Source organism: Bradyrhizobium arachidis (assembly GCF_024758505.1).
Lineage (GTDB): Bacteria > Pseudomonadota > Alphaproteobacteria > Rhizobiales > Xanthobacteraceae > Bradyrhizobium > Bradyrhizobium manausense_C.
This window is the reverse complement of record NZ_CP077970.1, coordinates 4,077,832-4,098,167: the sequence shown is the minus strand read 5'-3', so window position 1 is coordinate 4,098,167 and position 20,336 is coordinate 4,077,832. Positions and strand designations below refer to the sequence as shown.

Below are 20,336 nucleotides of genomic sequence, written 5' to 3'. Positions count from 1 at the left end.
CTGAGCCGGGACCCACCCTGGCGGCGCGGGGCGAAACGCGGCACTCCGGACCCGCGCTTCGCCGACGCGTGACCGGGCGGCTTACGACAACGCCTCGCCGGTCCGGTCCCGAAGCGTCAGCACCGTCAGCAGGCTGATCAACGCCGCGCCCGCCAGATAGAACGCCACCGCAATCGGCCATCCAGTCCAGTTGATCAACGCGGTGATGATCGCCGGCGTGAAGCCGCCGAAGATTGCAACGCCGAGGCTGTAGGTGAGCGAAATGCCGGTGGCACGCACCTTCGTCGGGAACAGCTCAGCCAGCACGGCCGATGCCGGCGCCGTATAGATCAGCATGAAGACCGCGACTGCGATCTGGCTCGATATCAGGCGTTCCGGCGTCGGCGACGCAATCAGGTAAGCGAAGGCCGGATAGGCAACGATCGCAAGCCCGGCGGCGCCGACGAGCATCACGCGCTGACGCCGGAAGCGATCGGCCAGCGCACCGACCAGTGGACAGAACAGGAGAACCGTGCCGACCGTAAGCGGACCAAGATAAGACTGCGACAGCGGCACTTTCAGCTCGCGCGCCGCAAAAGTCGGGAAATAATTCACGATATATTGCGCGACCGTCCACAGCATGACCACCAGCATGCCGGTCAGCACCGTGCGCCAATGGTCGCGTAGTACGGAGCGGATCGGCGCTTCCGTTGCATGATCGGACGCCTTGAACAGCGGCGCGTCTTCGAGCTCGCGACGGATGTAGAGGCCGACCGGTGCGATCAGGAGCCCGACGACGAAGGCAAGACGCCAGCCCCATTCGGTAACGGCGGAAGCCGGCAGTGCCAACGAAATGGTGAGTGCAACGAGGCCGGACAGCATGGTCGAGCCGCCTTGCGACATCTGCTGGAATGACGCATAGAAGCCGCGGCGTGCGGGAGGTGCATGCTCGACCAGCGTCGAGACCGCGCCACCGATCTCGCCACCCGCCGAAAAGCCCTGGATGATGCGGGCGAGCAGAATGATGACCGGCGCCGCAAGCCCGATGCGATCATAGCCCGGACACAGCGCGATGATCCCGGTGCCGAGCGCCATCAGCAGGATGGTCAGGCTCAGCGCGTCGCGGCGACCGCGGCGATCGGCGAAACTGCCGAGCACCATCGCGCCGAAGGGGCGCGCAACGAAGCCGATGCCGAAAGTCACGAAGCCGAGCAGCAGCGACACCACCTCGCTGTCGGCGGGAAAGAACGCCTTCGAGATCGGCACCGCGAACGCGGCGTAGATCGTGAAGTCGTACCATTCGAGCATGTTGCCGACGGTCGCGGCCACGGCCGCGCGGCCCACCGACTGTCGTTCATTCGTCATCCCACGTTCCGCAATTGCGCTCACGCTGTCCCCCGTTTCCTGGCAATTCCCGCAGCCGCGCCGCGCGGCCTCGGTTCTTCGTGCGGCAAAAAGCTTGCACGCAGGATCAGCCTATGCAAATATTTATTTCCTTTTCAAATTTCTATGCGATGAATGAATAGAAAAACCAACACCGCTGAGATCGCCGATGGCGCCAAGCTTCGTCCCTCGCTGCGCGAGATCGAAGCGCTGCGGGCGATGATTGCGACGGGCAAGACGACGCAAGCGGCGCGTCAACTCGGCACCTCGCAGCCGTCGGTGTCGCGCGCGATCGCGAGCCTGGAAGCCCGGCTCGGACAGCCGCTGTTCGCGCGCCGCAACGGACGCCTCGCGCCAACAGCGGAGGCACTTGCGCTGGAAGCGCGTGCCGCCGTCGTGTTCGATCTGCTCGATCAGCTTGCAGCGCCGCGCAGCGATGGTGCCACCGCGATCCGCGTTGCCGCGCCACCGACGCTCGCCAATCTTTTCCTCGCACCTCTCCTGGCACGCTTCATCGCGCGCGAGCCGGGCACGCACGTTCACGTGGAAGTCGGCAAGTCGATGGATTGCCTTGGCGCCGTTGCCGACGGCAGCGCCGAACTCGCGCTGGTGGACCAGGCCACGTCGCACGACGGCGTGCGACTGGAAATCTTCAGGCGCGCACGCCCGCACGTGCTCCTGCCGCGGCGGCACCGGCTCGCCGCGCGCCCCGAGCTTGCGATCGGCGATCTCGTCGGCGAGCGCATGATCGCGCTGAGCCGCCGCTTTCCACTGCGCAACAAGCTCGACGCCGCTTTTGCCGCGGTCAGGTCGGAACCCACGATCGTCGCGGAAGCGTCGACCTCGACCTTCGTGGTCGAGATGGTCCGCGCCGGTCTTGGCGTTGCGATCCTCAATCCTTTCCCGCTCGAACTGCGTCCCGAAAAGTCCATGGTGTTCCGCCCGCTGGATCTCAGGATGTCGCTCGAGACCGCCGTTGCCGTTCCCGCGCGCGGGTCATTGACGCCAGCCGCGCGTTCACTCGCCAACTTCATCCGGACCGAACAGCCGGAAAGCCCCTTCTCCAAACCTATCGAGTAAACTGATGCCAAGCCCAAGACTGCCAAACCCAAGACCCGACTGTATCCGCAAGCTGCTCACCGACCTCGTTGCCTTCGACACGATCAGTGATCGGTCCAACTTGCCCTTGATCGCCTATGTCGAGAGCTATCTCGCTTCCCTCGGCATCAAGGGCGAGCGGATCGTCGACGAGACCGGGCAGAAGGCCTCGCTCTGGGTTACCATCGGGCCGGCGAACCGGCCGGGCCTTGTGCTCTCGGGGCATACCGACGTCGTTCCGGTCGTGGGACAGGACTGGACGCATGATCCCTTCAAGCTGGTCGAGCGCGACGGCAAGCTCTACGGGCGCGGCACGACTGACATGAAGGGTTTTGTCGCGGTGTGCCTCGCCATGGTGCCTGACATGGTCGAGGCAAAACTCAAGACGCCGATTCATCTGGCGATCTCCTACGACGAGGAGATCGGCTGCGTCGGCGTGCGTCCGATGCTGCGCGAGGTCGACCGCAAGAAGGTGAAGCCGCTCGGCTGCTTCGTCGGCGAGCCGACCGAGATGAAGGTGATCATCGGCCACAAGGGCAAGCACGGCGTGCGCGCGACGTTCAAGGGCCTTGCAAAACACTCCTCGATCGCCCCCGACGGCGTCAACGCCATCGAATATGCCGCCGAGCTGATCACGGAGATCCGCCGCCGCGCCGACGCGCTGGCCGCAGAGACGCAGCCGAACAGCCTCTACGACGTTCCGCACTCGACTCTGCTCACCTCGATCGTGCATGGCGGCGCCGCGCTCAACATCGTGCCTGATACCTGCACCGTCGAGTTCGAATGCCGCGGTATCGGCATCACGGAATCGCGGGAGGTGACGGATGCCATCGTCTCCTGGGCGAAGGCCGAGATCGAGCCTGCGATGAAAGCACGACATCCGGATTGCGGCATCGATTTCGAGGAGATCCTCGACTATCCCGCCCTCGACACACCGGCCGACGACGCCATCGTCACGCTCGCGAAAAAGCTCGCGGGACGCAACGACCACGCAAAAGTCGCCTTCGGCACCGAGGCGAGCCTGTTCGTCAGCATGGCCGGCGTGCCGTCGGTGGTCATCGGCCCCGGCTCGATCGCGCAGGCGCATACGCCGGACGAGTTCGTCGAGATGTCGGAACTGCTGAAGTGTGGCGAGTTCGTCGCGGGGTTGATTGCGCATTGCGCGGCGACGGGCTCATAGCCAAAGCTGCGTAGCCCGCATGAGCGAAGCGACATGCGGGGACACTTGACCCGGATATCGCTACGCTCATCCGGGCTACGAAGCGAACTAGCTGCCCGCGAGCGCCGCGATGAAGAGCGCGGAGGCGCCGAGCGAGGCGACCGTGCGCACGTGGTTCCAGAACGTCCAGTCCTTGAGATAGACGGCCCACAATGACGCCGCCTCGGGACTCGACGGCCGGACCGCGGCGAGCGCGTTGTTCAGCGGCACATTGAACACCACGGTTACCACAAACATTCCGATCACGTAGGCACCGCCGCCCACGATCATCGCGGCACCGCCCGGCTCGCTCAGGCGCAACAGGCCCATCACCGCGAGCGCGGCGCACGACACTGTCGTGCCGAGAAAGAAGGGCATGAACAGCGAGCGCACGATCTCGACATTAATGCTGTTCATCGCCGCGATGCCGGCGGCCTGATCGATGCGGCCGAGCGCGGTCATGATGAAAGTCGAGAAGGCGAAATAGAGCCCGGCGATGAGGCCGCAGCCGATCGCCGAAAACCAGAGCAGGCCGGTCGTGAGGAGCTGGCGCATAAAAGGCATCTCCAAAATACGATAACTTCTCGCATTTGATAAATGCGATAAACTCTCTTATTCCTGTCGTCAACTCATTTTGGAGCAAGGAACCGTTGGCCAGACGACGCATGGACAAGGAGGCCGCCCCTGCGGGCCGGACGCCGCTCGTTCCCGCCCAAGAGCGCAGCCGCGAGCGATTTGACCGGATCCTCGCCTGCGCGGCTGAGGTGATCACCGAAAAGGGCAGCGACGCCTTCCGGATGAGCGATATCGTCGAGCGCACCGGCATCGCGTTCGGCTCGCTCTATCAATATTTTCCCGACAAGAGCGCGATCATCGGAACGCTCGCCGAGCGCTACAATTCGGTCGGGCACGACTGCGTGCGGCGCGACCTCGCCGACATGAAGAAATTGTCGGACCTTCACCCTGCCCTGTGCCGGATCACCGACGGCTATGTGAGGATGTTCCGGGAGCATCCGACCATGCACCACATCTGGCAGGCCACGCAGGCCGACCGCGCCTTGCAGAAGATCGATCAGGACGACGTCGCCTATCTCGCCGGCCTGCTCCGCGAGTCCCTGCAACGTGTCGCGCCGAAGACGCCGGCCGCGGCGCTCACCAATTTCGCCGAGTTGACGATGGTCTTGATCGCGGCCGCGGTCCGTCACGCAATCACGCTACCGCCCGCAGAGGCGCGGCGGGTGCTGGCGCTGTTCAAGAACATGCTGCCGAGGGATTTGTCGGCGATGGAGCGTTGAGCAAGCGTAGCCCGCATGAGCGAAGCGACATGCGGGACGGCCGTCCCGGTATCGCGGAGCCTGTCATCGGGCGACGCTTCGCGCCGACCCGTTGGCTCACCCGGGCTGCGAAATTATCCTGATCGCGGGCCTGACATGCCTTGCAAAAGCGCAAGAGCCTCATTGGCCCTGTCGGCGGGCACGAACAGATGATCATGATAGAACGCCGACACCGCGTTGATGCTGATGCCGGCATCCGCAAGGCGCGTTGCGATCGCCGCGAGGAAGCCGACCGCCTCGAGTGAGGAATGAACGTTCAGCGTGATCAGGCGTGATGCGAATTGCCAGGTTTGCCCGATGCTGTCGGCGTCCTCGCGGCGCATGACGAGTGTTGTGCCTTCGCGCTCACTGAAGGTCAGCAGCGGCGCGATCGCGTCGGGGATTTTGCTGTCTGCGGGAAGCGTGGAGAATACGAAGATGCCGTCCCGCATCTCGGGGTTCATCTGTCGGAGCAAGGTCTGAAGATTGCGCTCGGCTGACATGGCGACGCGTTTCTCTCGATCGGCGCGTCTGGCGCCTCCACTCCGTCATGCCCCGCGAAGGCGGGGCATCCAGTACGCCGCGGCTTGTCCGTATCCCATCCCCGTCTCTGGAATACTAGATTGCCCGCCTTCGCGGGCAATGACGCAGAGTACGAGGAAAGCGAGAGCCACAATCACAAAGGCGCGGCTAGATCGAACCGCGCTCGCTCCCTCAAACCGCGCCTGCCTTCTGTGCGTATTCCCACGACGCCAACGACAGCGGCACGGTGCGCTTGGCCGACTCCATGGCCTTGGCGTTGGCGGCGGTGCCGTCGCGGACGCGGCCGGCGATACCTTGCGTGATGCCGGCAAGGCGGAAGAGATTGTAGGAAAAATACCAGTTGAGGTCGGGGACGCTCATCTTGGTGACGTTGCAATAGATCTGCGCCGCCTCCTCCAGGCTCGGGATGTTGAGCGCCTTGAGGTCGGCGCCATCGAGGCCCGGCATGATCCACTGCATCAACAGATAGGTGAAGTCGGCCATGGGATCGCCGAGCGTCGACAGCTCCCAGTCCAGCACGGCCTGCACGCGCGGTTCCGTCGCGTGGAAAATCATGTTGTCGAGGCGATAATCGCCATGGACGATCGAGATGCGCGCCTGTTCCGGCACCGTGCGCGGCAGCCATTCGGCGACCTTCTCGAACTCAGGAATGTGCTGGGTCTCGGACGCGCGATACTGCTTGGTCCAGCGATCGATCTGGCGAGCAAAATAATTGCCCGGCTTGCCGAACTCGCCGAGGCCGATCGCGGTCGGATCGAACATGTGGAGATTGGCGAGCGTCTCGATCTTGCTGGTGAAGATCTTTCGCCGCGCATCGCCCGTCTGGCTCGGCAGCGTCGGATCCCAGAACACCCGGCCCTCTTCCATCGACATGATGTAGAAGGCAGCGCCAATGATCCCGTCGTCCTGGCAGAGCGCGTACGCCTTTGCGACCGGAAAGCCCTGTTTTCCAAGGGCTGCGATGACGCGATATTCGCGATCGACCGCATGCGCCGAGGGCAGCAGTTTGCCAAAGGGCTTTCGGCGCATCACGTAGGAGCGATTCGGCGTGTTGAGCCGATAGGTCGGGTTGGACTGGCCGCCCTTGAATTGCAGGACAACCAGCGGCCCCTCAAAGCCTTCGACGTTCTCGCGCATCCAGCCTTCGAGCCGCAACTCGTCGAAGCGATGCCGCTCCTCGACCGGTTTTGTGCCCGAAAACTCTTCGTCTTTCCTGACGCCGTCAGCCACGGTGACGCTCCCTCTCTAGTCCTGCACGATCCTAATCGGTAACCGCCCGCGCACTTGCGTCAAGCGGTCGCGCCGATCGGGATCGCATCAGGTCTTTTCTTACGGGAGCGCCATCAGGCTCTCCCTTTTAGTGCTTGGGAGAGTTTGCATACTTCCGGATTTCAAGTCTGGCAATGGCGCGATTATGCACCTCGTCCGGACCGTCGGCGAGACGCAGCGTGCGGATGCCGGCATAGTCCTTGGCAAGACCAGCTTCGTCGGAAACGCCGGCACCGCCATAGGCCTGGATCGCCTCGTCGATGATCTTCAGCGCCATGTTGGGCGCTGCGACCTTGATCATGGCGATTTCGGCCTGTGCGGTCTTGTTGCCGACCTTGTCCATCATGTCGGCGGCCTTGAGGCACAGAAGGCGCGTCATCTCGATGTTGGTGCGGGCTTCGCCGATGCGCTGCTCCCACACGCTGTGCTCGACGATCTTCTTGCCGAAGGCGGTGCGCGACGACAGCCGACGAACCATCTTCTCCAGCGCTTCTTCGGCCTTGCCGATCGTGCGCATGCAGTGGTGGATGCGGCCCGGACCGAGGCGGCCCTGCGCGATCTCGAAGCCGCGGCCCTCCCCTAACAGGATATTCTCCTTCGGCACCCGCACGTTTTCGAGCAGCACCTGGGCGTGGCCGTGCGGCGCGTCGTCGAAGCCGAACACCGGCAGCATCTTCTCGACCTTGATGCCGGGGGTGTCGAGCGGAACCAGGATCTGCGACTGCTGCTGATGCTTTGCGGCGTTGAAATCGGTCTTGCCCATCAGGATCGCGATCTTGCAGCGGGGATCGCCGACGCCGGACGACCACCATTTGCGGCCGTTGATGACGTAGTGATCGCCGTCGCGCTCGATGCGGGTCTCGATGTTGGTGGCGTCAGACGAAGCCACCGCCGGTTCCGTCATCAGGAAGGCGGAGCGGATCTCGCCGTCCATCAGCGGACGCAGCCATTTGCGCTTCTGCTCCTTGGTGCCGTAGCGCATGAACACTTCCATGTTGCCGGTGTCGGGTGCGGAACAGTTGAAGACTTCCGAGGCCCAGGCGATGTGGCCCATCTGCTCCGACAGCAGCGCGTATTCGAGATTGGTCAATCCCGCACCACGGAATTCATCATCCTCATGCTCGTTCGGCGGCATGAACATATTCCAGAGGCCTTCGGCCTTCGCCTTCTTCTTGAGGTCCTCGAGGATCGGGATCACCTTCCAGCGCTCGCCGCTCTGGTCCTGCTGGTTGTAGATCGGAACCGCCGGGCGGACGTGCTTGGTCATGAAGGACTGCACGCGGTCGAGCCATTCCTTCTGCTTTGGCGACATATCGAAGTCCATGGGACGCTCCTCGTTTCTTAGCCGAACAATCTTTTACGCCGGACTGTCCTCCCGCCTCGCGCGGCCCGCAAGCGGGTTGCCTGCGGCGGGCCCACGGGAACCGTGCCGCAGTTGCGACTGGTTCTCTGTTGCGGATTGACTTTTCCCGACCTTCAAACGATAGTTTCATACAACTGTTTGAATTGCAACTCCCCCCGCCGAGGCACCCATGGCCAGTGATCAGACCAGATCTGCCATTCTCGCCGCCGCCGAACGGCTCTACGCCGATCGCGGTTTTGGCGACGTGACGCTGCGCGACATCGTTGCCGAGGCCAACGTCAACCTCGCGGCGGTGAATTACCATTTTGGCTCGAAGGACGAATTGATCGCAGAACTGTTCGTCACCCGCTCGATCGCGACCAACCGCGAACGTCTGCGGGCGTTGAAGGCAGCAGAGGAAGACGGCGGCGGCCGCGCCCCGATCGACGAGATTGTTCGCGCGCTGGTCGGCCCGCCCCTGCGCGGCTGCCTGGGCCCTGCGAACCAGCGCTCGACCGCGGCGCGCTTCATGATCCGCGCCTCGATCGAATCGGTGCCGCCGATCCGCCGCATCAAGAATCGCGAGATCGACCATTTGCGGAAGTTCGCCGCCGCAATGCGAAGGTCCCTGCCCGATCGCAGCGACGTCGAGATCTATTGGGGCCTGAACTTTGCGCTCGCGATGGCGCACCACACCATCCGCGAGAGCGAGCGACTGATCAAACTGTCGGAAGGCAAATGCGATCTCGACGACGTCGAAGACATCATCGAGCGCGTGGTGAGCGTGTCCACGATGGCGCTGACGGCGGGAAAGACGGCGGCTAGCAAGACGCCTCCCAAGCTCGTCGCGCGGGAAGCGCGTTGACGCGACCAGCGCTCCAGGGATATTGCCGGCCGGGCATCCCGAAATGTGATTGCCTGCCGGGCGAGACCGGCTAGACTCGTTGGCGTCGCGATCCTTCGCGACAACATCGCAATTGAAAGGCACGCACCCGATGGCCTACGGCGCGCCCTCGCCGCCACCGATAGCGCCTCGGCGCATCCGGCTGGAAGCCTCCTCATTCTGTCAGTTGCGGTGCCCCTCCTGTCCAACGACGACAGGGGCGATCCAGCCGGCGATCGGAAGTGGTTTTCTGAAGTTCGAGGATTTTAGGCAACTCGTCGATCGCAACCCTGAAATCGAGCGGATCGAAATCTCGAACTATGGCGAGATTTTTCTCAACCCGCAGCTCGTCGACATTCTCGAATATGCGCATCGCAAGCACATCGCGGTCACGATCGAGAATTCGGTCAATCTCAACAATGCCCGGGAGGACATGCTCGAGGCGCTGGTCCGCTACGAGGTCCAGATCATGCGGTGCTCGATCGACGGCGCAAGTGCCGAGACCTACCGCATCTATCGCGTCAGGGGTGACTTCGATGCCGTGATCTCCAACATTCGCGCGATCAATGCCTTCAAGCGCCAGTACGGCTCGGAGCTGCCGCGCCTGGTCTGGCAGTTCATCGTGTTCGGTCACAATGAGCACGAGCTTCCCGTGGCGCGCGCGATGGCGGCCGAGCTTGGCATGGGATTCAACGCGAAGATGAACTGGGACCCGAAGCTGTCGCCCATTCGCGACGAAAACTTCGTTCGTGCGCAACTTGGAGACGCGCCGATCTCGCGCGCGGAGTACGAACAGAAGAACGGCCACAAATATCTGAGCAGTCTCTGTCACCAGCTCTGGGACGATCCGCAGATCAATTGGGACGGCAAGATGCTCGGCTGCTGCCGGAATTTTTGGGGTGATTTTGGCGGCAACGCCTTCACCGACGGGCTCGCGGCTGGTGTCAACCACGAGAAGATGCAGTACGCCCGGCAGATGCTGACGGGACAACGCGGCCCGCGCAACGACATCCCCTGCTCGACCTGCGAGATGTATCAGGACATGCAAAAGCGCGCCCGGTTCATCGACAGATAGGCGCGCGACCTATCGACGCTTCAACCGCGTGACGGCGGCGATCGTTGCTGTCCAGTCGAGCTTCGCGCAGAGCGGCCAGAGCCTGATACGATCGACCGGCGCGAGGCTGCGATCATCGAGGATGCGTCCCACGATGGTCGATGCGAGCTTTCGCGCTACGGCCTGATCAGTGCCGCGCCGCGGTTGGGCGAGGAAGCGCGTGAGAAGCTGGAGCATGACGCGATAGGTGCGCGGCCGCGCCCGCCAATCCGCGATCTGCTGCCCCAGCATGAATTCCGCCATGTGCGGAACGAGCTGCGGCTCGTAGCCGACGCCCAGGCGCTCCCAGGACTGGCGCCGGAAAGGATCGGTCCGCTCGCGCCAGTTCGAAGGATTGCCGGCCGTCAGCCCCCGCGAATTCTGCCGGTACTGAACCAGCGGCTCCGGGATATTCGCGGCGCGGCAGACATCGATCAGCTTCCACCACAGTTCGTAGTCGCCGGATTGCCGCATCGTTGCGTTGTAGCCACCGACGCTATCGAAGGCCGTGCGGCGAAAGGCGGCCGAGGAGTGACAGAACGGGTTCGCGAACAGGATGGTCCACCGCACCTCGGTGTCCGTCACCGGCGTCGTCCAGAAGTGATGGCCTTCCCCCGTCTCGGAGATGTGCCTCGCCCACGTGCCGATCAGCCCGAGATCCTGATCCCTGTCGAGCTCTTGCACGAGGCGCGCCAGGCGCGTCGGTTCGGCCAGATCATCGGCGTCGATGCGCGCGATGATCTCACCCCGCGCGTTGGCAATTCCGAGATTGGCCGCGGCGTAGGTTCCGATGTTCTGCCTGGAGGTGATGACCCGTATCCGCGCGTCGAGCGCGCCGAGCCTTGCAAATGTCTCGTCCTCACCGCTGCCGTCATCGACGACGATCAGCTCGAAGTCTTTGTACGTCTGGTCCAGGATGCTTCGGACCGCTGATACGATGAACCTGAGATCGCCGAAAGCGGTCATCACCACCGATAGGCGCGGGTCCGCCCCGGGCGTCCTGTCGTTCATATCCTGCCTCGGTTGGCCCTGGCCGGGTCACATCCGAGACATAGCCTAAATCACCAGGATTTGGGCATCTCCTCAGCTTCTTCCTTTGCCAGCAGCATCAGCATTTCGATGCCCATGTCGCCTTCCTGGGGCGAGCGGATGAATTCGATTTCGTTGGCACTCTTTTGCAGCGCGGCAACGATGGCGACGGCCTGATTGGCTGTCGCGGCCTCGGTCGCCAAAACCGCCTTCTGGTCCTTCGCCTGAAATCCGATCGTGTAGGACATTCGCTTCTTCCCCCGAACGCTGATGCGCCAGATGAGAAGATCGAACCAGAGTCGCGCGCAATGTGAAAGATGGGGCGACTACGGACGAGGTGTCGCTGGCAAACTTTACACAAGCTTAAGCATCGCGCGTGCGTCGGCGGCCGAAGCGACGCTGGCGCCCAGACTCTTCAAAATACCGGCCGCATGCGCGACCAGTTCCGCATTGGTCTTCGCCAGCACACCCTTGGACATATAGAGATTGTCCTCCATGCCGACGCGAACGTGGCCGCCGAGCAGGAAGGCCTGCGCCACCATCGGGAACTCGGCCCGGCCGATGCCGAAGCCGGACCAGATCGCGCCCGGCGGCAACAGGCTGCGGGCGTAGAACATCGTCTCGGATGTCGCGCTGAACCCGTATTTGACGCCGAGCACCAGCGAGAACAGGCCGGGCCCCTTCAGCGTGCCGTCATTGAAGAGATCGCGCGCAAGGTGGCAGTCGCCACTGTCGAACAGCTCGATCTCCGGCAGCACGCCGGCTGCCTTCATCCGCTCGGCCATGATGCGGACGTTGCGCGGGGTGTTGATCACGACCTCGCCGCCGGAATTCATGGTGTTGAGGTCGAGCGTGCAGATGTCGGGCTTTAGCAGCTCGATATGCTCGACGCGCTTCTCCGGCTGCATCAGCGTGGTGCCCGGGCCGGCGACGCGGGGGTCTTCGACCGACGGCACGAAGCGGCCGCCGGGTCCGGTCGTGAGGTTGATGACGAGCGAAGTGTTGCGGGCGCGGATGCGCTCCATCACGTCGCGATAGAGATCGATCGCCATCGAGGGACGGCCGGTCGCGGGATCGCGGACGTGAATATGGGCGATCGCGGCGCCCGCCTCCGCCGCCTCGAGCGCGGATGTCGCGATCTGTTCCGGCGTGATCGGGAGATACGGCGACTGCTCGGGCTTTGTGAGGTTGCCCGTGATGGCGCAGGTGATGATGGTTTTGCCGGTCATGAGAGGGTCCCAATGTCACTTGCCGCGAGCGCCGCTCTTTCTTCTCCCCTTGCGGGAGAAGGTGGCGCGAAGCGCCGGATGAGGGGTCTCTATCCGCGGAGACAGACCCCTCACCCGGCTTCGCTTTCGCGAAGCCACCCTCTCCCGCAAGGGGAGAGGGTAAGAAAGAGTGTTAGATAATACCCTGCTTCTTCAGCGTCTCGATCTTGTCGGCGTCATAGCCGAGGCCGGCGCCGAGCACCTCCTGGGTGTGCTCGCCGAGCAGCGGCGGGGCGCGATATTCGGTGACTGGCGTCCCCGAGAAGGTCAGCGCGTTGCGGATCAGCGACAGCTCCGGCTCGAACTTGTGCCTGGTCTTCACCCGCATGCCGCGCGACTGGACGTGGGGATCGCTGAACACCTGCCCGAAATCGTTGATCGGCCCCGAGGGAACGCCGGCCTTCTCGAGCTCCTCCAGCCAGTAGGCCACCGGTTTTTTGAGGAACAACCCGGCGAAGATCGCCATGATCTCCTTGCCGTGCACGACGCGGTCGTTGTTCTTGAGGAAGCGCTTGTCGCTCGCGAGCTCGGGCTCGCCGAGCACCGCACAGGTGCGCTGGAACTGGCCGTCATTGCCGACCACCAGCATCAGCTCGCCGTCGGTGCAGCGGAACACGCCGGCCGGCATGCCGCCATTGCCCCAGGTGCCGCGCCGCGGCGGGGTCGTGCCGTTGACGAGGTAGATCTGGAGCCAGTGGCTGAGCGAGGCAATCACGGTGTCGAACAGGCAGACGTCGAGATGCTGTCCTTCACCATTGTTAGCGTCGCGATGGTAGAGGGCCGAGAGAATCCCGATCGAGGTATTCATGCCGGTCATGTAATCGACGATGGAGGGGCCGACCTTCATCGGGCCCTCGCCCGGCTCGCCGTCCATATGCCCGGTGACACTCATCAGGCCGCCCATCGCCTGCAGGATGGCGTCATAGCCGGCGCGCGGCGCGTACGGGCCGGTCTGACCGAAGCCTGTCACGGAGCAATAGATGATGCCGGGGTTGATCTTCTTGATGGTCTCGTAGTCGAGGCCGTAGCGCTTGAGATCGCCGACCTTGTAGTTCTCCATGAAGACATCGACGCCCTTGGCGAGCTCGCGGACGATCTCCTGCCCCTCGGGCTTCGCAATGTTGACCGTGACCGACTTCTTGTTGCGGTTGGCGCAGAGATAGAAGGAGTTGTTGTTGTTCTCCTTGCCATCGGGGTCGGTCAGGTAAGGCGGGCCGAAGGCGCGCGCGTCGTCGCCGGTGCCGGGCCGCTCGATCTTGATCACCTCCGCGCCGAGATCGCCCAGCATCTGGGCCGACAAGGGCCCGGCAAGGACGCGCGTGAGATCAAGGATCTTGATGCCTGAGAGCGGCAGGGCCGACATGAAGGTTTCCTCCGGGAACTGATATTGGCGCGGCGGGGCAGATCCGCCGCCGCGCTTCCTGCGGATACACTATTTTGGGCCGGCGAGTCCTGCACTGGCGTCATGCGGCCATCCGCCTCCCCGCACGCGAGGCCCTATTTCCGCGCCACGCGAATATCCAGCCAGCCGAGGCCATTCACGGTCAGATTGTCGCCGGCGTTGATCACGACAGTGGTGGTCTCGGCCTCGATGATGGCGGGACCTTCCAGCTTTTGCCCGGGCTGGAGGTCGTCGAGCGCGTAGACCGCGACGTCCTGCCAGGCGCCAAGAAACACCTGCCGCTTCGAACGCGGCCCGCTCGGCGCCGCAGAGCCGGCCTGCTTCTCCCTCACCTCACCTGCCAACACCTTGCCGATCGCCGCGACGCGGGCGTTGACGAACACGACCTCCTGGTCCCGCGAGGAATAGGTGTAGAGTTCTTCGTGCCTGATATGGAAGCGGTCCTCGATCTCGGCGATCAGTTTTTCCGAGTTGAGATCGACGTCGCCCAGGGGAACGTCGATCTCAAAGATCTGCTCGCCATAGCGCATCTCGGCGGAGCGCTCGATGGCGATGGGGCCATCGAACCAGCTCTTCAGCCTTTCCACCGTGCGTGTCTCGAGGCCGGCAAAGATGTCGCGGATCTCTGACGCCGTGGTGCGCGCGCCGGTCTCGAAATGGGTGCGGCTCGCTTCATAGCGCACGTCGCTCGTCAGCATGCCCCAGGCCGACAGCACCGAGGCCGTGGTCGGCACGACAACTCTGATGATGTCGAGCTCGCGCGCGACCTCGGCGGCATGCAGGCCCGCGGCGCCGCCAAAACTCAGCAGCGCGAAGCGCCGGGGATCAACGCCGCGGCGCAAGGTCATCAGACGAATGCCGTCGGCCATCTTCAGATTGACCAGGCGGAAGATGCCGGTCGCCGCCTGCGTGCGATCGATGCCGAGCGTCGCCGCGACGCGGTCGACCGCAGCTTCCGCAGCAAGCGTGTCGAGCGGACGGCGGCCGCCCATGAAGGCTTTTGCGTCGAGATAGCCAAGGATGACGTTGGCATCGGTCACGGTCGCGGATTGCCCGCCATTGCCGTAGCTCGCCGGCCCCGGCATCGCGCCCGCGCTTTCCGGGCCGACACGAAAAATGCCGCCGGTATCGACCGAGGCGATCGAGCCGCCGCCGGCGGCAATGCTGGCGATATCGAGCGAGCGCAGCGCGATGCGCTGGCCGGCAAGCCCACCGTCGGCGGACAGCGACATCGCACCATCCGTGATCAGGGAGATGTCGGTCGAGGTACCGCCCATGTCGAAGGCGACGAGATCTGGAAGCGACAACATCTCGCCGCAGCGCCGGCAACCTGCCATGCCGCCCGCCGGGCCCGACAGCACCGTCGCCGCCGCCAGCCGCGCGGCTTCCTCGACCGGCGCCATGCCGCCATGGGAGAGGATGATGAAGAGCGATCCCTTGAATCCTGCCTCACGCAGCCGCTCTTCGAGACGGGTCAGATAGCGGCGGACGATCGGGCCGACATAGGCGTTCACGACCGTGGTCGAAACGCGCTCATATTCCTTGATCTGCGGCAGCACATCGCTCGAGCGCGACACGCTGACGTCGGGCAATTCGCGCGCGATCCGCTCCGCAGCGGCGATCTCATGCGCAGGATTGCGGTAGGAGTGCAGGAAGCAGATCGCCACGGACGTGACGTCGGCGCTGCGGATCGCGGCGATCGCGTCGCTTAGTGACCGTTCATCGAGCGGTGTCGTCACCTCGCCATTCGGCTTCAAGCGTTCGCGCACGCCAAAACGCAACTCGCGCGGCACCAGCGGCTCGGGCGGCGGCGAGCGCAGATCGTAACGGTTGGGCTTGAGGCCCTCGCGCATCTCCAGCACGTCGCGATGGCCTTCGGTGGTGAGCAGCGCGACTCTTGCGCCTTTTCGCTCCAGCAGCGCATTGGTCGCAACCGTGGTGCCGTGCACCAGACGCTGGGTCTGCGCCAGCATGTCGGCGGTGGCAAGACCGAGCCGGCGCGCGAGCTCGTCCAGCCCCGCCATCACGCCGATCGACTGGTCCTGCGGGGTGGACGGCGACTTTGCAAAAGTCGTGGTGCCGGCCGCGTCGATGGCAACGAGATCGGTAAAGGTGCCGCCGACGTCGACGCCGATAATCAGCTTGCTCAACGCGATAGTCCCTTCACGTCATCAGTCACCAGGCCCTGAAGCCGATCGCGCTCGCGCGCGGCCGGTGCGCGCTTCTCCGGCGGTCCAAAACCGCCGCCACCGGCGGAGCGCACCTCCAGGCAATCGCCCGGCATGATCACGATGCCGGTCTCCTTGGTGCGCAGTTCGCGCGGCGCCTTGCCTTGCGAGATCAGGCGATAATGGTGCGGCTTCGAATCCTTGCCGCCGAGCATGCCGGCTGAGCCGTGATGCGTCCCCTCGCCCGCGGTGTTGCCGAGCGCCGGCTTCTCGGTCTCGAACACAAGGTCGAGCGCAACGCCAAGGCCGCCGCGATACTGGCCGTCGCCGCCGGAGTTTTCCAGAAACTCGTGGCGGCGGAAGTGGAGCGGAAAGCGCGCCTCGGCCACCTCGATGCTGCCGAACTTCAGGCCGCCGACCGAGTGCCACTCGCCGATCGACGACCAGCCGTCGCCGCCGGGCGAAGCGCCGCCGCCGGGACGGGCGTGAAAGAGATGCCAGATGAAGCCGCGGCCGGTGCGCGGGTTCTCGCCCTTCACCGCGATCCGGAAGCGGCGGCCCCAGCCGGCCATCACGCGATCCGGGCAGGAGCCGGCGAGCGCCTTGATCACGGCCTCGACGATTTCGTTGGAGGGATGGCTGGTGCAGAGCGTCACCGGCAGGCCCGGATCGGCCCAAACGATCGTGCCCTGCTTTGCCACAACCTTCAGCGGCCGCAGCGCGCCCGAGTTTTTGGGTGTGTCGGGATCGATCAGATAGGCAAAGGCCATCACCACGGCCGCATGCATGTTGGCGTGAGAGGAGTTGACGAAACTCTGGGCCTGCGGATCGGAGTCAGAGAGATCGACCTCGATGTCGCTGCCGCGCTTGGTCACCTTGGCACTGATGCGGATATTCTTGCGGTCGCGGCCATCGTCATCGAGGAACGCTTCGCCGTAAAACGTGCCGTCCTTCCAGGTCGCAACGACGGCGCGGGCCTGCTGTTCGGCGGCATCCAGCACCGCCTCGACCGCGGCCTCGACGACGTCAGCGCCCATCTCGGCAAAGAGTTTTGCCATCCGCCGCTCGCCGAGATGCGCCGCCCCGATCATCGCAGCGAGGTCGCCGCGAAAATCGTGTGCGTTGCGCGTGTTGAGCGCCAGCATGTCCAAGATGTCGTCGCGCACGCGCCCGGCCTCATAGAGCTTGATCGGCGGGATGCGGATGCCCTCCTGCCAGATCTCGGTCGCGTCAGGATTGTAGGCGCCATGGGTGGCGCCGCCGATGTCGCTCTGGTGGGCACGCACGATGCTCCAGAACAGCCGCTTGCCGCCGGCGAAGATCGGCACGAACACGGTCACGTCAGGCAGATGGCTGCCGCCGTGATAGGGATCGTTCATCAGGATGACGTCGCCGGGCACGACCTCCTTGAAACGCTCTTCGACCGCGCGCGTCGCCCAGGGCAGCGCGCCGACATGGACCGGGATGTGGTCAGCCTGCGCGATCAGCCGCGCATCGACGTCGCACAGCGCCAGCGAGAAATCGCGGCTGGAGTTGAGGATCTGCGAATAGGAGGTGCGCAGCATCGCCTCCCCCATTTCCGTGACGATCGAACTCAGCCGGTGCTGAACCACGGAGCGGGTGATGGGATCGACGGCTGGAGAAGTCATGGAGCCTCGGCGTTACGTGTCAGCGCAGGATACGCCATCGATTGCGCGATGCGAATGCCGGGCGGGCATGAGGGGCCGGTCTTTTTGCAACGCGCAAAGATGCGTCACACCGCCGCCGCCGGCGCAACCGCCGGACGCCTGCGCCCCAGCAGCACCAAAATCGCCAGCGACGCGCATGAGCACAGCACGGCGAGCGCCAGAACGCCGCGGCTGCCGGTATGGGTGAGCAGGCCGGCAAGGAGCGGCGGCGAGATGGCGGAGGCCAGATTGAGCGGCAAGGCGATCATCGACATCGCCCTGGCGAATTCGGCCTGGTCGTAGAAGACCAGCGGGATCGTCGCGCGGGCGACAGCGAGCGCGCCGCTGCCCGCGCCGTAGAGCAGGATGAAGACCGCGACCGCCCAGCGCGAGCCGTCACTTGCCATCAGGATCAGCATCGCGACGGGAAGCGCGGTGCCCGCAACCATCCCCGTGGTGATGCCGTCCCACCGGCCGCGGCCAAGAAAGTCGATGCCGCGAGCACTGATCTGGATCACGCCGAGCATCGAGCCGAAGGCGACGGCCTCTCCTGCAGAGAGCCCTTCCGCCCTCAAGAGCTCGATGAGGATGGCACCGAGGCCAAACTGGACGAACGCATTGAGGACGAGCGCGGAGACCACCAGGCTGAAGGTGCTCCTGGGAATCCGAGACGCTCCGGCGGCCTTCCCCTGCGCCGCCTCCTCACGCACCACCCTGCTCCGACGCGGAGCGGCGAATGCGTACAAGGGAAGACTGATGAGGATCAGGACAGCGGCATAGACGAGAGCGGTGCCGCGCCAGCCGACGAGATCGTTCAGAAACGAGGTGGTCGGCCAGAAGATGCTGCCGGAGAGACCGGTCACCAGCATGAGCGCGCCAATGGCGCTCTTGGCCTGACGGCCGGCGACCTCGTTCAGCATGATGTAGGCACCGGTCGAGAGCGTGGCGCTGCCGGCAATGCCGAGGACCGCCCAGGCGGCGAAATAGAGCATCGGCTCGCGGGCGAAGGACAGGAGAACGAAGCCCGGCGCGGCAACGATCGTGCCGGCCATCATGACGCGCCGCGCGCCGTGTCGCGTGTACGCCTTCGCGAGCCAGGGCGCGCACAAACCCATCGCCACGTACAGGACCGAGGTGCCCGCGAACACCGCCGACAGGCTCATCTGCAGGTCGGCCGCAATCTCGCGGCTGACGATGGCCGGAAGGCCTATCGTGCCCCAACCGATGAGTTGGGTGATGGCGAGAACCGCGAGGACGCCGAACAGTTTCTTATCGAATTTCAAGCGACCGATTCCGCGTTAACCCCGACTTGACCGCTGCTTCCTTCGATACACCATTTCGCGTGTGCCCCGCATTGCGTAGACGGCATGCCGCCATCCCAGGCGAACGCGCGATAGGACATTGACAGCGGCATGCAACCTGGAACCGCCACGCGACGAAGCAGCCGCATCTCGGCCACTCCCGATTTGACAGCGCCGCGGGCGCCGGGCAACTCTTCGCTATCTGGGAATCACTGATGTCTCACGCTGAGTACGCACCTAAACAAGTCCCGGTTCTGACGCGACTGGTGACGGCGTTGCGCCAGATTCCCGCCGTGGAGTTTGCAGTCGCAAAGTTCAGGTCGCTGCTTCGAGGTCGAACGAAAACAGAACCTGTCGTCACGAGCGAGTTGATAGCTGCTACTCCCGAGGTAGCTGCTACTCCCGACGTTGCCAGCACCAGCCTCGACCCTGCTCCGGCTCCGGCCGAAACCACCGAGATCCATCTCGCCACGACCGACGCGGTCGCGGTTGATGCCGTCGCGAGGGATGGCGGCGAGCACGACTGCGTTGTGAGCCGTGCGGTCGAGACTGATGTCGTCGAGGCCGATACCATCGAGTTTGCTGCGGCTGAGGTGGAGCCGGTTGCCGCTGATTCGATCGAACCGGTTGCCACGAAAGACTTTGAAAGCAGCGCCGCTCGGCCAACCGAGGCTGAGATGGAGTTCGTCGAGGCCGAGGCCACCGAGCGGGCTGCGACGGATACCGTTGAGACCGGCGTTGTCCCCGCAATGGCGGCTGAGACCGAGATCCTTGAACTCGAGGGTGCTGACCCTACCCCGGTTGAGCAAACGCCCGTAGCGAGCGAGATCGCCGAGACCATCATCGTCCTGACCGATGCGATGGAAATCGACTGCACTAACGCCGGCGCCGCTGAACGGGAGATCACCGAGGTCGTTGCTGTTGCGCCTGAGATCGTTGAGGACGACGTCGTTCAGGTCGCCTCAGTTGAGGCCGACGCTGTTGCGCTCTTCGCCGTTGAGCCCGAGACCATTGCGACCCAGCCCGCTGAAGCCGACATTGTCGAGTTCGCCGTCGTTGCAGCCGACGTCGTCGAGCCCGTCAGCGTCGCCGAAGCCACAACGCCCGTCGCCCAGCCGAGCGGCCTTTCCGAACGTGAAGAACTGATCCGCCGACGCTGGAAGGAAACTGGCGTGCGAATGTGGAATGCGCGGACGCATGGCGCCGGACAGGCGGTGCTGTGCATCCAGGGTTCCGTGAAACTGCTGCCGCCAAAGCCCGGCGAGACCATGCCGCAATATGACAGGCTCGAATTCCAGCTGGTCGACGGCCACATTGTCTGTGAGGGCTTTGAGGTCGATGCGCCGGAGGCGCCGCGCCAGCGCGTCTTCGCCAGTGCCGCCGGTTGACGGCACGCGAAG

General features: G+C 64.3%; 18 protein-coding genes. 6 read left to right on the top strand and 12 right to left on the bottom strand.

Annotated features, from left to right (window positions below; translation table 11 throughout):
• Positions 1-81: 81 nt before the first annotated feature.
• Positions 82-1,344, bottom strand: a complete 1,263-nt coding sequence (locus KUF59_RS18665) for an MFS transporter (RefSeq protein ID WP_212456594.1) — start codon at positions 1,342-1,344, stop codon at positions 82-84.
• A gap of 153 nt (positions 1,345-1,497) precedes the next feature.
• Between KUF59_RS18665 and KUF59_RS18660 the strand changes: the two genes are divergently transcribed.
• The gene (locus tag KUF59_RS18660) at positions 1,498-2,442 is read left to right on the top strand and encodes a LysR family transcriptional regulator (RefSeq protein ID WP_212456595.1); all 945 of its coding nucleotides are present in this window, start codon (positions 1,498-1,500) and stop codon (positions 2,440-2,442) included.
• A 19-nt stretch (positions 2,443-2,461) separates the two neighbouring features.
• Positions 2,462-3,640: an acetylornithine deacetylase gene (gene argE / locus KUF59_RS18655; RefSeq protein ID WP_212456983.1), complete on the top strand. Its 1,179-nt coding sequence runs from the start codon at positions 2,462-2,464 to the stop codon at positions 3,638-3,640.
• Between the two features lie 87 nt (positions 3,641-3,727).
• Here argE and KUF59_RS18650 read toward each other — a convergent pair whose 3' ends face one another.
• A complete protein-coding gene (locus KUF59_RS18650; protein WP_258769839.1) occupies positions 3,728-4,213 on the bottom strand; it encodes an anthrone oxygenase family protein in 486 nt (161 codons plus the stop codon).
• A 95-nt stretch (positions 4,214-4,308) separates the two neighbouring features.
• On the opposite strand from KUF59_RS18650, the gene KUF59_RS18645 reads away from it, so the two are divergent.
• A complete protein-coding gene (locus KUF59_RS18645; RefSeq protein WP_249140112.1) occupies positions 4,309-4,953 on the top strand; it encodes a TetR/AcrR family transcriptional regulator in 645 nt (214 codons plus the stop codon).
• A gap of 113 nt (positions 4,954-5,066) precedes the next feature.
• Here KUF59_RS18645 and KUF59_RS18640 read toward each other — a convergent pair whose 3' ends face one another.
• The 3 genes from KUF59_RS18640 to KUF59_RS18630 all read right to left on the bottom strand — a co-directional run bounded on the left by KUF59_RS18640 (position 5,067) and on the right by KUF59_RS18630 (position 8,107).
• Complete coding sequence (locus KUF59_RS18640) at positions 5,067-5,474, bottom strand: ACT domain-containing protein (protein WP_212456597.1); 408 nt, start codon at positions 5,472-5,474, stop codon at positions 5,067-5,069.
• Positions 5,475-5,685: 211 nt separating this feature from the next.
• Positions 5,686-6,744 carry a phosphotransferase family protein gene (locus KUF59_RS18635; RefSeq protein ID WP_212456598.1) on the bottom strand — a complete coding sequence of 353 codons (1,059 nt, stop codon included), beginning with the start codon at positions 6,742-6,744 and terminating at the stop codon, positions 5,686-5,688.
• A gap of 127 nt (positions 6,745-6,871) precedes the next feature.
• Entirely contained in the window at positions 6,872-8,107 is a 1,236-nt protein-coding gene (locus KUF59_RS18630; protein ID WP_212456599.1) for an acyl-CoA dehydrogenase family protein, read from the bottom strand.
• A gap of 208 nt (positions 8,108-8,315) precedes the next feature.
• Here KUF59_RS18630 and KUF59_RS18625 point away from each other — a divergent pair, with 208 nt between their 5' ends.
• Positions 8,316-8,990: a TetR/AcrR family transcriptional regulator gene (locus tag KUF59_RS18625; RefSeq protein WP_212456600.1), complete on the top strand. Its 675-nt coding sequence runs from the start codon at positions 8,316-8,318 to the stop codon at positions 8,988-8,990.
• A gap of 130 nt (positions 8,991-9,120) precedes the next feature.
• Entirely contained in the window at positions 9,121-10,083 is a 963-nt protein-coding gene (locus KUF59_RS18620; protein WP_212456601.1) for a radical SAM protein, read from the top strand.
• 9 nt (positions 10,084-10,092) lie between these two features.
• Here the strand turns inward: KUF59_RS18620 and KUF59_RS18615 are convergent, their stop codons facing one another.
• The 7 genes from KUF59_RS18615 to KUF59_RS18585 all read right to left on the bottom strand — a co-directional run bounded on the left by KUF59_RS18615 (position 10,093) and on the right by KUF59_RS18585 (position 18,927).
• A complete protein-coding gene (locus tag KUF59_RS18615; protein ID WP_212456602.1) occupies positions 10,093-11,112 on the bottom strand; it encodes a glycosyltransferase family 2 protein in 1,020 nt (339 codons plus the stop codon).
• Positions 11,113-11,162: 50 nt separating this feature from the next.
• Complete coding sequence (locus KUF59_RS18610; protein WP_212456603.1) at positions 11,163-11,378, bottom strand: hypothetical protein; 216 nt, start codon at positions 11,376-11,378, stop codon at positions 11,163-11,165.
• 105 nt (positions 11,379-11,483) lie between these two features.
• The gene (locus tag KUF59_RS18605) at positions 11,484-12,359 is read right to left on the bottom strand and encodes a beta-keto acid cleavage family enzyme (RefSeq protein WP_212456604.1); all 876 of its coding nucleotides are present in this window, start codon (positions 12,357-12,359) and stop codon (positions 11,484-11,486) included.
• A 172-nt stretch (positions 12,360-12,531) separates the two neighbouring features.
• Positions 12,532-13,761 carry a CaiB/BaiF CoA transferase family protein gene (locus KUF59_RS18600; protein WP_212456605.1) on the bottom strand — a complete coding sequence of 410 codons (1,230 nt, stop codon included), beginning with the start codon at positions 13,759-13,761 and terminating at the stop codon, positions 12,532-12,534.
• 134 nt (positions 13,762-13,895) lie between these two features.
• On the bottom strand, positions 13,896-15,950 hold the full coding sequence (locus tag KUF59_RS18595) for a hydantoinase/oxoprolinase family protein (RefSeq protein WP_258769837.1): 2,055 nt from the start codon (positions 15,948-15,950) through the stop codon (positions 13,896-13,898).
• Positions 15,947-17,617, bottom strand: coding sequence for a hydantoinase B/oxoprolinase family protein (locus tag KUF59_RS18590; RefSeq protein WP_212456607.1), 1,671 nt, complete (start codon positions 17,615-17,617; stop codon positions 15,947-15,949). Before KUF59_RS18590 ends, KUF59_RS18595 begins: the two co-directional genes overlap by 4 nt.
• Before the next feature lie 104 nt (positions 17,618-17,721).
• Positions 17,722-18,927 (bottom strand): MFS transporter, encoded by a 1,206-nt coding sequence (locus KUF59_RS18585; RefSeq protein ID WP_212456985.1) that lies wholly within the window; start codon positions 18,925-18,927, stop codon positions 17,722-17,724.
• Positions 18,928-19,466: 539 nt separating this feature from the next.
• Between KUF59_RS18585 and KUF59_RS18580 the strand changes: the two genes are divergently transcribed.
• Entirely contained in the window at positions 19,467-20,324 is an 858-nt protein-coding gene (locus tag KUF59_RS18580; protein WP_258769836.1) for a hypothetical protein, read from the top strand.
• Positions 20,325-20,336 lie beyond the last annotated feature (12 nt).